The sequence below is a fragment of the Citrobacter sp. Cf118 genome (assembly GCF_030334095.1).
In the GTDB taxonomy this organism is placed as follows: Bacteria; Pseudomonadota; Gammaproteobacteria; order Enterobacterales; family Enterobacteriaceae; genus Citrobacter; species Citrobacter freundii.
The window spans coordinates 114,664-128,386 of record NZ_JAOWES010000062.1 but is presented as its reverse complement, the minus strand read 5'-3'; the positions used below and the strand labels follow the sequence as shown (position 1 = coordinate 128,386).

13 protein-coding genes are annotated in these 13,723 nt (G+C 52.2%); 10 read left to right on the top strand and 3 right to left on the bottom strand.

From position 1 onward, the window contains the following. The first annotated feature begins 26 nt into the window (after positions 1 to 26). The 9 genes from murC to mutT all read left to right on the top strand — a co-directional run bounded on the left by murC (position 27) and on the right by mutT (position 10,743). A complete protein-coding gene (gene murC, locus OGX67_RS05440; RefSeq protein WP_048236139.1) occupies positions 27 to 1,502 on the top strand; it encodes a UDP-N-acetylmuramate--L-alanine ligase in 1,476 nt (491 codons plus the stop codon). Next, positions 1,495 to 2,415, top strand: coding sequence for a D-alanine--D-alanine ligase (locus OGX67_RS05435; protein WP_003018760.1), 921 nt, complete (start codon positions 1,495 to 1,497; stop codon positions 2,413 to 2,415). The genes murC and OGX67_RS05435 overlap by 8 nt, the downstream gene beginning before the upstream one ends. Position 2,416: 1 nt before the next feature. Next, positions 2,417 to 3,250: a cell division protein FtsQ gene (gene ftsQ / locus OGX67_RS05430; protein WP_003018758.1), complete on the top strand. Its 834-nt coding sequence runs from the start codon at positions 2,417 to 2,419 to the stop codon at positions 3,248 to 3,250. Beyond that, entirely contained in the window at positions 3,247 to 4,509 is a 1,263-nt protein-coding gene (gene ftsA / locus OGX67_RS05425) for a cell division protein FtsA (protein ID WP_003018755.1), read from the top strand. The genes ftsQ and ftsA overlap by 4 nt, the downstream gene beginning before the upstream one ends. Before the next feature lie 62 nt (positions 4,510 to 4,571). Further along, complete coding sequence (gene ftsZ / locus OGX67_RS05420; RefSeq protein ID WP_003018753.1) at positions 4,572 to 5,723, top strand: cell division protein FtsZ; 1,152 nt, start codon at positions 4,572 to 4,574, stop codon at positions 5,721 to 5,723. 100 nt (positions 5,724 to 5,823) lie between these two features. Beyond that, positions 5,824 to 6,741, top strand: a complete 918-nt coding sequence (gene lpxC, locus OGX67_RS05415) for a UDP-3-O-acyl-N-acetylglucosamine deacetylase (RefSeq protein WP_003018750.1) — start codon at positions 5,824 to 5,826, stop codon at positions 6,739 to 6,741. 283 nt (positions 6,742 to 7,024) lie between these two features. Continuing rightward, positions 7,025 to 7,531 carry a secA translation cis-regulator SecM gene (gene secM, locus OGX67_RS05410; protein ID WP_071696595.1) on the top strand — a complete coding sequence of 169 codons (507 nt, stop codon included), beginning with the start codon at positions 7,025 to 7,027 and terminating at the stop codon, positions 7,529 to 7,531. A gap of 60 nt (positions 7,532 to 7,591) precedes the next feature. Further along, entirely contained in the window at positions 7,592 to 10,297 is a 2,706-nt protein-coding gene (gene secA / locus OGX67_RS05405; RefSeq protein WP_071696596.1) for a preprotein translocase subunit SecA, read from the top strand. A 56-nt stretch (positions 10,298 to 10,353) separates the two neighbouring features. Further along, positions 10,354 to 10,743, top strand: a complete 390-nt coding sequence (gene mutT / locus OGX67_RS05400; RefSeq protein WP_032950785.1) for an 8-oxo-dGTP diphosphatase MutT — start codon at positions 10,354 to 10,356, stop codon at positions 10,741 to 10,743. Between the two features lie 88 nt (positions 10,744 to 10,831). On the opposite strand, the gene yacG is transcribed toward mutT, so the two are convergent. From yacG to coaE, 3 genes are read right to left on the bottom strand one after another with little or no spacing between them, the layout of a single operon-like run. After that, positions 10,832 to 11,026, bottom strand: coding sequence for a DNA gyrase inhibitor YacG (gene yacG / locus OGX67_RS05395; RefSeq protein WP_003018740.1), 195 nt, complete (start codon positions 11,024 to 11,026; stop codon positions 10,832 to 10,834). 9 nt (positions 11,027 to 11,035) lie between these two features. Then, on the bottom strand, positions 11,036 to 11,779 hold the full coding sequence (gene zapD / locus OGX67_RS05390) for a cell division protein ZapD (RefSeq protein WP_003837445.1): 744 nt from the start codon (positions 11,777 to 11,779) through the stop codon (positions 11,036 to 11,038). Further along, the gene (gene coaE, locus OGX67_RS05385) at positions 11,779 to 12,399 is read right to left on the bottom strand and encodes a dephospho-CoA kinase (protein WP_016149556.1); all 621 of its coding nucleotides are present in this window, start codon (positions 12,397 to 12,399) and stop codon (positions 11,779 to 11,781) included. The genes zapD and coaE overlap by 1 nt, the downstream gene beginning before the upstream one ends. A gap of 225 nt (positions 12,400 to 12,624) precedes the next feature. Between coaE and OGX67_RS05380 the strand changes: the two genes are divergently transcribed. Further along, positions 12,625 to 13,668, top strand: a complete 1,044-nt coding sequence (locus tag OGX67_RS05380) for a GMP reductase (RefSeq protein WP_003018732.1) — start codon at positions 12,625 to 12,627, stop codon at positions 13,666 to 13,668. Positions 13,669 to 13,723 lie beyond the last annotated feature (55 nt).

Genomic DNA, 13,723 nt, shown 5'->3' with positions numbered 1-13,723 from the left:
TGAACTAAGAAGTTAATGGCTAAAGAATGAATACACAACAACTGGCAAAACTGCGTTCCATAGTGCCCGAAATGCGTCGCGTTCGGCACATTCACTTTGTCGGCATCGGTGGTGCTGGTATGGGCGGTATTGCCGAAGTTTTGGCCAACGAAGGTTATCAGATCAGCGGCTCTGACCTGGCGCCGAATCCGGTGACTCAGCAGTTGACGAATCTGGGCGCCACGATTTTCTTCAACCATCGCCCGGAAAACGTGCGTGATGCGAGCGTGGTGGTGGTATCCAGCGCCATTTCTGCGGATAACCCGGAAATTGTTGCGGCGCATGAAGCACGTATTCCGGTGATCCGTCGTGCTGAAATGTTGGCTGAATTAATGCGTTTTCGTCACGGTATCGCCATTGCCGGGACGCACGGTAAAACCACGACCACAGCGATGGTCTCCAGTATCTACGCGGAAGCGGGGCTGGATCCGACGTTTGTCAACGGCGGTCTGGTGAAGGCTGCAGGCGTCCATGCGCGTCTGGGTCATAGCCGTTATTTAATTGCGGAGGCAGATGAGAGCGATGCGTCGTTCCTACATTTGCAGCCGATGGTGGCGATTGTTACCAATATCGAAGCCGATCATATGGATACCTACCATGGCGACTTCGAAAATTTAAAGCAGACGTTTATTAATTTCCTGCATAACTTACCGTTTTATGGTCGTGCGGTGATGTGCGTTGACGATCCGGTGATCCGCGAGTTGTTGCCGCGGGTCGGTCGTCAAACCACAACCTATGGTTTCAGCGATGATGCTGATGTGCGCGTTGAAGATTACCAGCAGATTGGTCCACAAGGGCACTTCACGCTGCTGCGTCAGGGGATGGCCGATTTACGTGTGACATTGAACGCACCGGGCCGCCACAATGCGCTGAACGCGGCGGCGGCGGTGGCAGTTGCAACAGAAGAAGGCATTGAAGACGACGCAATTCTGCGCGCGCTGGAAAGTTTCCAGGGCACCGGACGCCGTTTTGACTTCCTCGGCGAATTTCCGCTTGAGCCGGTAAACGGTAAAACCGGGACGGCGATGCTGGTTGATGATTATGGTCATCACCCAACGGAAGTGGATGCCACGATTAAAGCTGCACGCGCGGGCTGGCCGGACAAAAATCTGGTAATGCTGTTCCAGCCGCACCGCTTTACGCGTACACGCGATCTGTATGACGACTTTGCCAACGTGCTGACTCAGGTCGATGCGCTGTTGATGCTGGATGTATACGCCGCGGGTGAAGCCGCGATTCCGGGGGCTGACAGCCGTTCGCTGTGCCGTACGATCCGTGGTCGCGGTAAGATCGACCCGATTCTGGTATCCGATCCGGCTCAGGTGGCAGACATGCTGGCGCCGGTATTAACCGGCAATGATCTGATTTTGGTGCAGGGCGCTGGAAATATCGGCAAAATCGCGCGTTCCTTAGCTGAAATCAAACTGAAGCCGCAAAACCCGGAGGAAGAACAACATGGCTGATAAAATCGCGGTCCTGTTAGGAGGAACCTCCGCAGAGCGTGAAGTTTCGCTGAATTCCGGTGCGGCCGTACTGGCAGGGTTACGCGAAGGTGGTGTCGATGCCCATCCGGTTGACCCTAAAGATATTGATGTCACTCTTCTGAAATCTATGGGTTTTCAGAAGGTGTTTATTGCGCTGCACGGTCGTGGCGGGGAAGATGGCACGTTGCAGGGCATGCTGGAGCAAATTGGCCTGCCATATACCGGCAGCGGCGTCATGGCGTCCGCAATTTCGATGGACAAACTGCGCAGCAAGCTGCTGTGGCAGGGCGCAGGTTTACCCGTCGCGCCCTGGGTTGCATTGACCCGCTCTGAGTTCGAAAAAGGTCTTAGCGATGAAGCGGTTACAAAAATCTCTGCGTTAGGTTTGCCGCTGATTGTGAAGCCAAGCCGTGAAGGCTCCAGCGTAGGGATGTCAAAAGTTGAAGAAGAAAATGCTTTGCAGGGTGCATTAGCATTGGCTTTTCAGCATGATGAAGAAGTACTGATCGAAAAATGGCTCAGTGGCCCGGAATTTACAGTTGCGATACTTGGTGAAGAAATTTTACCGTCAATACGTATCCAACCCGCGGGAACCTTCTATGATTATGAGGCGAAGTATCTCTCTGATGAGACACAATATTTCTGCCCTGCAGGTCTGGAAGCTGAACAAGAGGCCCGTTTGCAGGAATTAGTCCTGAAAGCATGGACCGCATTGGGCTGTAAAGGTTGGGGGCGCATTGACGTCATGCTGGACAGCGATGGCCAGTTTTATCTGCTGGAAGCGAATACCTCTCCGGGTATGACCAGCCACAGCCTGGTGCCGATGGCGGCACGTCAGGCTGGCCTGAGCTTCTCGCAGTTGGTGGTAAGAATTCTGGAGTTGGCGGACTGATATGTCGCAGGCTGCGCTGAACACGCGAAACGGTGATGAAGAAGAAGTAAACTCCTCACGCCGCAATAATGGAACGCGTCTTGCAGGAATACTGTTCCTGCTGACAGTGCTGTGCACCGTGTTTGTCAGCGGCTGGGTAGTGTTGGGGTGGATGGAAGATGCGCAGCGGTTGCCATTGTCAAAGCTGGTGTTAACCGGCGAACGGCATTACACGCGCAATGACGATATTCGTCAGTCCATTCTGGCTCTGGGCGCTCCGGGAACCTTTATGACTCAGGATGTGAACATCATTCAGAGTCAAATTGAACGTCTCCCCTGGATTAAACAGGCGAGCGTCAGAAAGCAATGGCCCGATGAATTGAAGATTCATCTGGTTGAATATGTGCCCATTGCGCGTTGGAATGACCAGCATATGGTGGATGCCGAAGGCAATACGTTCAGCGTCCCAACCGGTCGGGCCAATAAGCAGGTATTACCTATGTTGTACGGACCGGAAGGCAGCGCAAGTGAAGTGTTGCAAGGGTTCCGTGATATGGGGCAGGTGCTGGCTAAGGATAGATTCACCCTGAAGGAAGCGGCGATGACCGCTCGTCGTTCCTGGCAGTTGACGCTGAATAACGATATTAAGCTCAATCTGGGCAGGGGCGATACGATAAAACGTTTGGCTCGCTTTGTGGAACTCTACCCGGTTTTACAGCAGCAGGCGCAAACCGATGGCAAACGGATTAGCTACGTTGATTTGCGTTATGACTCAGGAGCGGCAGTAGGCTGGGTTCCCTTGCCTCCTGAGGAATCTAATCAGCAACAGAATCAGGCACAGGCAGAACAACAATGATCAAGGCGACGGACAGAAAACTGGTAGTTGGACTGGAGATTGGCACCGCGAAGGTAGCCGCTTTAGTAGGGGAAGTTCTGCCCGACGGTATGGTCAATATCATTGGCGTGGGCAGTTGCCCATCGCGAGGTATGGATAAAGGCGGGGTGAATGACCTTGAGTCAGTGGTGAAGTGCGTACAGCGCGCCATTGACCAGGCTGAACTGATGGCAGATTGCCAGATTTCCTCGGTGTATCTGGCACTTTCCGGTAAACATATTAGCTGTCAAAATGAAATTGGTATGGTGCCCATTTCCGAAGAGGAAGTGACGCAGGAAGATGTGGAAAACGTGGTACATACGGCAAAATCCGTACGCGTTCGCGACGAACATCGTGTTCTGCACGTTATTCCGCAGGAATACGCCATTGACTACCAGGAAGGCATTAAAAATCCGGTAGGTCTTTCCGGCGTACGTATGCAGGCAAAAGTCCACCTTATTACCTGCCACAACGACATGGCGAAGAACATTGTCAAAGCTGTTGAACGTTGTGGTCTGAAAGTTGACCAACTGATTTTTGCCGGGTTGGCAGCCAGTTATTCCGTGTTGACGGAAGATGAACGTGAGCTGGGTGTCTGCGTGGTGGATATTGGTGGTGGTACAATGGACATCGCCGTTTATACTGGCGGGGCGTTGCGCCACACTAAAGTTATCCCTTATGCAGGGAATGTAGTGACCAGTGATATCGCGTATGCCTTTGGTACGCCGCCGAGCGATGCTGAAGCCATTAAAGTGCGCCATGGCTGTGCGCTGGGGTCCATCGTGGGTAAAGACGAAAGCGTTGAAGTGCCAAGCGTAGGTGGTCGTCCACCGCGCAGCCTGCAACGTCAGACCCTGGCAGAAGTCATTGAGCCGCGTTATACCGAGCTGCTCAACCTGGTCAACGAAGAAATTTTGCAATTACAAGAACAGCTTCGCCAGCAGGGTGTGAAACATCATCTGGCGGCGGGGATTGTGTTAACCGGTGGTGCTGCGCAAATTGAAGGTCTGGCGGCCTGCGCACAGCGCGTGTTCCATACGCAAGTACGTATTGGCGCGCCGCTGAATATCACTGGTCTGACGGATTATGCTCAGGAGCCGTATTATTCAACGGCAGTGGGGCTGCTTCACTACGGAAAAGAATCCCATTTGAGTGGTGAGGCTGAAGTAGAAAAACGCGTAACGGCATCAGTTGGCTCGTGGATCAAACGACTCAATAGCTGGCTGCGAAAAGAGTTTTAATTTTTAAAGAGACCATCGCACATTAACGGTCTCAGGCGACAGGCACAACGGAGAGAGAAACTATGTTTGAACCTATGGAACTTACCAATGACGCGGTGATTAAAGTCATCGGCGTCGGCGGCGGTGGCGGTAATGCCGTTGAACACATGGTGCGTGAGCGCATCGAAGGTGTTGAATTCTTCGCGGTGAATACCGACGCTCAGGCGTTGCGTAAAACGGCGGTTGGACAGACCATTCAGATTGGTAGCGGCATCACCAAAGGTCTGGGCGCGGGTGCGAACCCGGAAGTCGGCCGTAATGCGGCAGACGAAGATCGTGAAGCTCTGCGTGCAGCGCTTGACGGGGCAGACATGGTGTTTATCGCAGCAGGCATGGGCGGCGGTACCGGTACCGGTGCAGCGCCAGTGGTTGCTGAAGTAGCAAAAGATTTAGGTATTCTGACCGTTGCTGTCGTGACTAAGCCTTTCAACTTTGAAGGCAAGAAGCGTATGGCATTCGCGGAGCAGGGTATCACCGAGCTGTCCAAACATGTGGACTCTCTAATTACTATTCCGAATGACAAACTGCTGAAAGTACTGGGTCGCGGTATCTCCCTGCTGGATGCGTTTGGCGCAGCGAACGACGTACTGAAAGGCGCAGTTCAGGGTATTGCTGAACTGATTACTCGTCCGGGCCTGATGAACGTCGACTTTGCAGACGTGCGCACCGTGATGTCCGAAATGGGCTACGCGATGATGGGTTCTGGCGTGGCGAGCGGTGAAGACCGTGCAGAAGAAGCGGCTGAAATGGCTATCTCTTCTCCGCTGCTGGAAGACATCGATCTGTCCGGCGCACGCGGCGTGCTGGTCAACATTACTGCGGGCTTCGACCTGCGTCTGGATGAGTTCGAAACCGTGGGTAACACCATCCGTGCCTTTGCATCGGATAACGCGACCGTGGTAATCGGTACCTCTCTGGACCCGGATATGAACGACGAACTGCGTGTGACCGTTGTTGCGACTGGAATTGGTATGGACAAGCGTCCTGAAATCACTCTGGTAACCAACAAGCAGGTACAGCAGCCGGTAATGGATCGTTACCAGCAACACGGCATGGCGCCGTTGACGCAAGAACAGAAGCCGGTAGCGAAAGTGGTTAACGACAATACGCCGCAAACCACTAAAGAGCCGGATTATCTGGATATCCCTGCATTCCTGCGTAAGCAAGCTGATTAAGAATTAGCTGGAATTTGGGAATCTGCGCTCTTTGTGCTAAACTGGCCCGCCGAATGTATAGTACACTTCGGTTGGATAGTTAATTTGGCGAGATTATACGATGATCAAACAAAGGACACTTAAACGTATCGTTCAGGCGACTGGCGTCGGTTTACATACCGGCAAAAAAGTCACGCTGACGCTACGCCCTGCGCCGGCCAACACCGGGGTCATCTATCGTCGCACCGACTTGAATCCTCCGGTAGATTTCCCGGCCGATGCCAAATCTGTGCGTGATACCATGCTCTGTACGTGTCTGGTCAATGAGCATGATGTGCGGATTTCAACCGTAGAGCACCTGAATGCTGCTCTGGCGGGCTTAGGTATCGATAACATTGTTATTGAAGTTAACGCCCCGGAAATCCCGATCATGGATGGTAGTGCTGCTCCGTTCGTATACCTGCTGCTTGATGCGGGTATTGAAGAACTGAACAGCGCTAAGAAATTTGTTCGCATCAAAGAGACCGTTCGTGTCGAAGATGGCGATAAGTGGGCTGAATTCAAACCGTTTAATGGTTTCTCGTTGGATTTTACCATCGACTTTAACCATCCAGCGATTGATGCCAGCACGCAGCGCTACGCGATGAACTTCTCTGCAGATGCGTTCATGCGCCAGATCAGCCGTGCGCGTACTTTCGGCTTCATGCGTGATATCGAATATCTGCAGTCCCGTGGCCTGGCCTTGGGCGGCAGCTTCGATTGTGCCATCGTTGTTGACGATTATCGCGTATTGAACGAAGACGGTCTGCGTTTTGAAGACGAATTCGTTCGTCACAAAATGCTCGACGCGATTGGTGACTTGTTCATGTGTGGTCACAACATTATTGGTGCATTCACCGCGTATAAATCCGGTCATGCATTGAATAACAAACTGTTGCAGGCGGTCCTGGCAAAACAGGAAGCCTGGGAATATGTGACCTTCCAGGACGATGCAGAACTGCCTCTGGCGTTCAAAGCACCTTCGACCGTACTGGCATAACGACATACGCTGTCGTATAAATTCGACTGGTAAATCTGGCACTCTCTCCGGCCAGGTGAACCAGTCGTTTTTTTATGTACTCATTAACGCAGCCTTTTCCAACGCAAATATTTCCCTGCCACTAGGTTAAAATAGTGTGCGATCGCTGCTTTCTTGAGCATATTTACCCATGGCCGGTTGTCATTACTGCTGTGGAGCGTACGCTTTAATGATAAGATTCGTGCGCAAAAAAAATGTTTTGCATTCGTAACCCCAAACGCAGGGTATATCAGGTGGCAAAAACGTGAGTGGAATACTGACGCGTTGGCGACAGTTAGGCAGACGGTACTTCTGGCCGCATCTCCTGTTGGGGATGGTCGCGGCGAGTTTTGGCCTGCCCGCGCTCGGTAATGCTGCTGAACCCAATCCCCCCGCGAAGGCGACTGCCAGCAATCACGATCAATCCGCTAAAGTTAACTTTAGCCAGCTTGCTTTGCTGGAAGCGACTAATCGCCGCCCAAATTTTACCGTCGATTACTGGCATCAACATGCCATTCGTACGGTTATCCGCCATCTTTCTTTTGCCATGGCGCCTCAGGCGTTGCCTGTTGCCGAAGAGCCGTTGCCAATCCAGGCGCACCATCTTGCGTTACTGAATACGCTCAGCGCGATGCTGACGCAAGAAGGCACTCCGCCCGCGACAGTAAGTCGCGTGACATACGCCCACTTTACTTCTCAGGCCGCGTTTAGCGTTCCGGTCTGGATCAGCCAGCTGCAGGGTATCCGCGCTGGTCCTCAACGCCTCAGCTAAAAAAGAACCTTCCAACTTATAATTTTTGACTCCGCATCGCGGGGCGTTTGAGATTTTATTATGCTAATCAAATTATTAACCAAAGTATTCGGTAGCCGGAATGAGCGTACGCTGCGTCGTATGCGTAAAGTGGTCAATGTCATCAACGCAATGGAACCGGAGATGGAAAAACTCTCCGATGATGAACTGAAAGCGAAGACCGCTGAATTCCGCGCCCGTCTGGAAAAAGGTGCCAGCGTTGAGAGCCTGATCCCGGAAGCGTTCGCAGTGGTGCGTGAAGCGAGTAAACGCGTGTTCGGTATGCGCCACTTCGATGTTCAGCTGTTGGGTGGTATGGTGCTTAACGATCGCTGCATCGCGGAAATGCGTACTGGTGAAGGTAAAACCCTGACCGCGACGCTGCCAGCCTACCTGAACGCATTAAGCGGGAAGGGCGTGCACGTGGTTACCGTGAACGACTACCTGGCTCAGCGTGATGCCGAAAATAACCGCCCGCTGTTTGAATTCCTCGGCATGACCGTTGGTATCAACATGTCTGGCCTGCCAGCGCCAGCCAAGCGTGAAGCCTACAACGCCGATATTACTTACGGTACCAACAACGAATACGGCTTTGACTACCTGCGCGACAACATGGCGTTTAGTCCGGAAGAGCGTGTTCAACGTAAACTGCACTATGCGCTGGTCGATGAAGTTGACTCCATCCTGATCGATGAAGCGCGTACGCCGCTGATCATTTCCGGCCCGGCTGAAGACAGCTCGGAAATGTATAAAAAAGTGAACAAAATCATCCCACACCTGATCCGTCAGGAGAAGGAAGATTCCGACACGTTCCAGGGGGAAGGCCACTTCTCTGTTGATGAGAAAGCGCGCCAGGTTAACCTGACCGAACGTGGTCTGGTACTGATTGAAGAGTTGTTGGTTAACGAAGGCATTATGGATGAGGGCGAGTCTCTGTACTCTCCAGGCAACATTATGCTGATGCACCACGTGACTGCCGCACTGCGTGCGCACGTGCTGTTTACCCGCGATGTTGACTACATCGTGAAAGACGGCGAAGTTATCATCGTTGATGAACACACCGGCCGTACCATGCAGGGGCGTCGCTGGTCTGATGGTCTGCACCAGGCTGTTGAAGCTAAAGAAGGCGTAGAGATCCAGAACGAGAACCAGACGCTGGCATCTATTACCTTCCAGAACTACTTCCGTTTGTACGAAAAACTGGCCGGTATGACCGGTACAGCAGATACCGAAGCCTTTGAATTTAGCTCCATCTACAAGCTGGATACCGTAGTTGTACCAACTAACCGTCCGATGATCCGTAAGGATTTACCGGATCTGGTGTACATGACCGAAGCGGAAAAAATTCAGGCGATCATTGAAGATATTAAAGAGCGTACTGCAAATGGCCAGCCGGTGCTGGTGGGTACTATCTCCATTGAAAAATCTGAAGTAGTCTCTAACGAGCTGACCAAGGCAGGCATCAAACATAACGTTCTGAACGCCAAGTTCCATGCCAGCGAAGCGGATATCGTCGCACAGGCGGGTTACCCGTCTGCCGTGACAATCGCTACTAACATGGCGGGTCGTGGTACCGATATCGTGCTGGGCGGTAGCTGGCAGGCAGAAGTTGCCGAGCTGGAAAACCCAACTCCGGAACAAATCGCGCAGATCAAAGCCGAGTGGCAGGTTCGCCACGACGCGGTGTTAGCTGCTGGTGGTTTGCATATTATCGGTACTGAGCGTCACGAATCTCGTCGTATCGATAACCAGCTGCGTGGTCGTTCGGGTCGTCAGGGGGATGCGGGTTCTTCTCGTTTCTATTTGTCGATGGAAGATGCGCTGATGCGTATTTTTGCCTCTGACCGCGTGTCCGGCATGATGCGTAAACTGGGTATGAAGCCTGGTGAAGCCATTGAACACCCATGGGTGACCAAAGCAATTGCTAACGCGCAGCGTAAAGTGGAAAGCCGCAACTTCGATATTCGTAAGCAGTTGCTGGAATATGATGATGTTGCCAACGACCAGCGTCGTGCTATCTACACCCAGCGTAACGAACTGCTGGACGTAACTGATGTTAGCGAAACCATTAACAGCATTCGCGAAGACGTCTTCAAAGCGACGATTGATGCCTATATTCCACCGCAGTCTCTGGAAGAAATGTGGGATATTCCGGGTCTGCAGGAGCGCCTGAAAAACGACTTCGAGCTGGATATGCCGATTTCAGAGTGGCTGGATAAAGAACCTGAGCTGCACGAAGAAACGCTGCGCGAACGTATTCTGGCAAACGCAGTAGAAGTTTATCAGCGCAAAGAAGAAGTTGTGGGCGCGGAGATGATGCGTCACTTCGAAAAAGGCGTGATGCTGCAAACGCTCGACTCTTTGTGGAAAGAGCACCTGGCGGCGATGGATTACCTGCGTCAGGGTATCCACCTGCGTGGTTACGCGCAAAAAGATCCGAAGCAGGAATACAAGCGTGAATCCTTCTCTATGTTTGCATCAATGCTGGAATCACTGAAGTACGAAGTGATCAGCACTCTGAGCAAAGTTCAGGTGCGTATGCCTGAAGAAGTAGAAGCGATGGAGCAGCAGCGTCGCGAAGAAGCTGAGCGTTTAGCGCAGATGCAGCAGTTGAGCCATAAAGGTGATGATTCTGCTGCGGCAGAAGAGCTGGCGGCACAAACCGGCGATCGTAAAGTGGGTCGTAACGATCCGTGTCCTTGCGGTTCCGGCAAGAAATACAAACAGTGTCATGGCCGTCTGAGCTAAGAAAATAACTTATTGAAAAGGCGCAGACTTCTGCGCCTTTTTTATGGACGATGAAAATGAAAATATTGCAGATCGCCGTCGGGATTATTCGTAATCAGCACAATGAAATTTTTATCACCCAGCGTGCGGCTGATGCCCACATGGCCAATAAGCTGGAGTTCCCCGGCGGGAAAATTGAAGCGGGCGAAACGCCGGAGCAGGCGCTGATTCGCGAACTACAGGAAGAAGTAGGGATCACGCCGACTAAAAGTTCATTGTTCGAAAAGTTGGAGTATCAGTTTCCGGACAGGCATATCACTCTGTGGTTCTGGCTGGTTGAAAGTTGGGAAGGCGAGCCGTGGGGAAAAGAGGGGCAACCGGCGCAGTGGATTGCGCAATATGCTCTGAATGCGGAAGATTTCCCGCCGGCGAATGCACCGGTCATTGAAAAGCTGATTACTGGATAATGGTGTTCGTAGGCCGGATAAGGCAACACCGCCATCCGGCAAATTATGGCGGGGGTGCTACGCTTGCCCGCCCTACGTATTAGCACAATTACTTCTGCTCCTCACTCCAGTCGTCGCTTTCCGACAGATCGCCTGAGCTTGGGATGCGTTTCTCTTCTGCAGCCCACTCTCCCAGATCGATTAACTGGCAGCGCTTGCTGCAGAATGGGCGAAACGGACTGACTTCAGCCCATACTACAGGTTTGCCACAGGTTGGGCAGTTGACGATGGTTTGTTCAGACATGTTGACTCCTTAACAGCACGCCAGTTCAAAATCGAGGCGCTCAGGCACCTGACCATTCTCGCTATCCAGCGGCATAAAGCGGATGGCAAAACGGCTCTTATGACCAGAAATTTGCGGATAAAGCTGCGAATCTAGCGGCAGCTGCAAGCGCAGCAGATCTGCATCTTCGCCGTTGTCCTGATAAAAACCATTCAGGCTGGTTTGCTTACGAAACGGCGCTGAGTTGCGAATTAAATCCAGCACCAGCGACAGCGCTTGATTGAGCGGATTCAGGCTGGCAAGCCAGGTTTCAACCTGCGCGTCACGATACGATTGCGCCAGGTGTAACCAGATATGCAGAGTCGGCAGATCGAAACTGCAGCACCCGCCAGGAATACTTAAACGTTGACGTACGAGACCAATCAGACGATCTTCGCGCAGCGTCTGTCCAATACGCGGGGCAGAAATCAGAATGCTGCCTGCACTTTTTAACTGCTGGCGCAAAGAGTCGATTCTGCTTTGATCGACGCCGGGAACTTCGACCCAGGCCTGGAGTTTACGCTGCTGTCGCTCCAGTTCTTTGAGGAGTTCGGTACGGACTTCGCCGCGTTCAAATACATCCAGTAAATCTCCGATATTGCGGAAAAAATGCAGAGCGCCGGCATGGTCAGCAATGGGTAAATTAACGGAGAGCTGTTGGATTAAAAACTCAATGCGCAGCCATGTACGCATCTTCTCATTGAGAGGGTGTTCAAAAAGGACCTGGGTGTGCATTACGGTTTTTCCTGTGAGACAAACTGCGACGCGCATTGCAAATAGAGCGCGTGCAGGCGGGCGACATCCGAGGCGATGGCTTCCGGTGCGCCATTATTATCAATAACATCGTCTGCCACGGCCAGCCGCGCTTCACGCGTTGCCTGGGCAGCAAGAATTTGTTCAACATGCTCACGTGTGACGTCATCACGCTGCATGGTGCGTCTGAGCTGGGTTTCGGGCGTGACATCCACCACGAGTACGCGGTCGGCTTTTTTATACAGCGAATTTTCCACCAGCAAAGGGACAACCCATAACAGGTAAGGTGAGGTCGCTTGCTGAAACTGGCGCTGCGTTTCCTGCTGAATAAGCGGATGGAGCAGGGCATTCAGCCAGCTTTTCTCCTCTGGGGCGGAAAAAATGCGTTCGCGTAAAATGCGCCGCTGCAACGATCCGTCTGCGGCGATAACCTCGGAACCAAAATGTTCTTCGATCGCCTTAAGAGCAAGTGTGCCGGGTTCAACCACCTGGCGCGCAATAATATCTGCATCAATGATGTTTATTCCGAGGTCAGCGAACGCATTTGCAACGGTGCTTTTACCACTGCCAATGCCGCCGGTTAAGGCTACCGTATACCTCATAGATGCCGATCCTGGAGTTTAAGTTTGATTATCAAACAGTTAAAAGTTAAGCGTGCGAAGGCGAGGCTGTTGCAGGATTAACCTACTATTCGCCAGGTAAATTTATGGGATTGTAGCGTAAAAAAAGAGAATTTCGCAGTCTTGCGCGGCATTGATTAGTGCGTATGATAGCGTCACTGGAGTTGTGAGTTTCGATTTTTCGCCATTAACCCCAGGAATCCGCACATGCGTATCGAAGAAGATCTGAAGTTAGGTTTCAAAGACGTTCTTATCCGCCCTAAGCGTTCTACTCTTAAAAGCCGTTCCGATGTTGAGCTGGAACGTCAATTTACCTTTAAGCATTCAGGTCAGACCTGGTCCGGTGTACCTATTATTGCCGCGAACATGGACACTGTCGGGACGTTTGCCATGGCAACGGCGCTGGCATCCTTCGACATCCTGACCGCTGTGCACAAACACTATTCTGTTGAAGACTGGGCCGCCTTCATCGCAGAGACTTCTGCCGATGTACTCAAACACGTAATGGTTTCAACCGGCACGTCTGACGCAGACTTCGAAAAAACCAAACAGATTCTGGCGCTCAACCCAGCGCTGAATTTTATCTGCATTGATGTGGCAAATGGCTACTCAGAGCATTTTGTTCAGTTTGTGTCGAAAGCGCGTGAAGCATGGCCGACAAAAACGATTTGTGCGGGCAATGTGGTCACCGGTGAAATGTGTGAAGAGCTGGTGCTCTCCGGTGCTGATATTGTCAAAGTAGGTATTGGCCCGGGTTCTGTATGTACCACGCGTGTAAAAACCGGCGTTGGCTATCCACAGCTTTCTGCGGTTATTGAATGTGCCGATGCAGCCCACGGTCTGGGCGGCATGATTGTCAGCGACGGCGGTTGCACAATGCCGGGTGACGTTGCAAAAGCGTTTGGCGGCGGCGCAGACTTCGTTATGCTCGGCGGTATGTTGGCCGGTCACGAAGAAAGCGGCGGCAAAATTGTTGAAGAAAACGGTGAGAAATTCATGCTGTTCTACGGTATGAGCTCAGAATCAGCCATGACGCGTCACGTTGGTGGTGTTGCACAGTACCGCGCTGCAGAAGGTAAAACCGTCAAGCTGCCACTGCGCGGCCCGGTTGATAATACCGCTCGCGATATTCTCGGCGGTTTGCGTTCTGCTTGCACCTATGTAGGCGCATCCCGTCTGAAAGAGCTGACCAAACGTACAACGTTTATTCGTGTACAGGAACAAGAGAACCGCGTATTCAATAGCCTGTAAAACAGGTCGTTCTGTGAAATGCCGGATGGCGTTACGTCGCCATCCGGCATTTGAA

What these genes read in the sequence shown, in the direction of transcription:
- murC (WP_048236139.1), top strand. Translation starts at nt 27, where the DNA reads ATGAATACACAACAACTGGCAAAACTGCGTTCCATAGTGCCCGAAATG.
- OGX67_RS05435 (WP_003018760.1), top strand. Translation starts at nt 1,495, where the DNA reads ATGGCTGATAAAATCGCGGTCCTGTTAGGAGGAACCTCCGCAGAGCGT.
- ftsQ (WP_003018758.1), top strand. Translation starts at nt 2,417, where the DNA reads ATGTCGCAGGCTGCGCTGAACACGCGAAACGGTGATGAAGAAGAAGTA.
- ftsA (WP_003018755.1), top strand. Translation starts at nt 3,247, where the DNA reads ATGATCAAGGCGACGGACAGAAAACTGGTAGTTGGACTGGAGATTGGC.
- ftsZ (WP_003018753.1), top strand. Translation starts at nt 4,572, where the DNA reads ATGTTTGAACCTATGGAACTTACCAATGACGCGGTGATTAAAGTCATC.
- lpxC (WP_003018750.1), top strand. Translation starts at nt 5,824, where the DNA reads ATGATCAAACAAAGGACACTTAAACGTATCGTTCAGGCGACTGGCGTC.
- secA (WP_071696596.1), top strand. Translation starts at nt 7,592, where the DNA reads ATGCTAATCAAATTATTAACCAAAGTATTCGGTAGCCGGAATGAGCGT.
- mutT (WP_032950785.1), top strand. Translation starts at nt 10,354, where the DNA reads ATGAAAATATTGCAGATCGCCGTCGGGATTATTCGTAATCAGCACAAT.
- yacG (WP_003018740.1), bottom strand. Translation starts at nt 11,026, where the DNA reads ATGTCTGAACAAACCATCGTCAACTGCCCAACCTGTGGCAAACCTGTA.
- zapD (WP_003837445.1), bottom strand. Translation starts at nt 11,779, where the DNA reads ATGCACACCCAGGTCCTTTTTGAACACCCTCTCAATGAGAAGATGCGT.
- coaE (WP_016149556.1), bottom strand. Translation starts at nt 12,399, where the DNA reads ATGAGGTATACGGTAGCCTTAACCGGCGGCATTGGCAGTGGTAAAAGC.
- OGX67_RS05380 (WP_003018732.1), top strand. Translation starts at nt 12,625, where the DNA reads ATGCGTATCGAAGAAGATCTGAAGTTAGGTTTCAAAGACGTTCTTATC.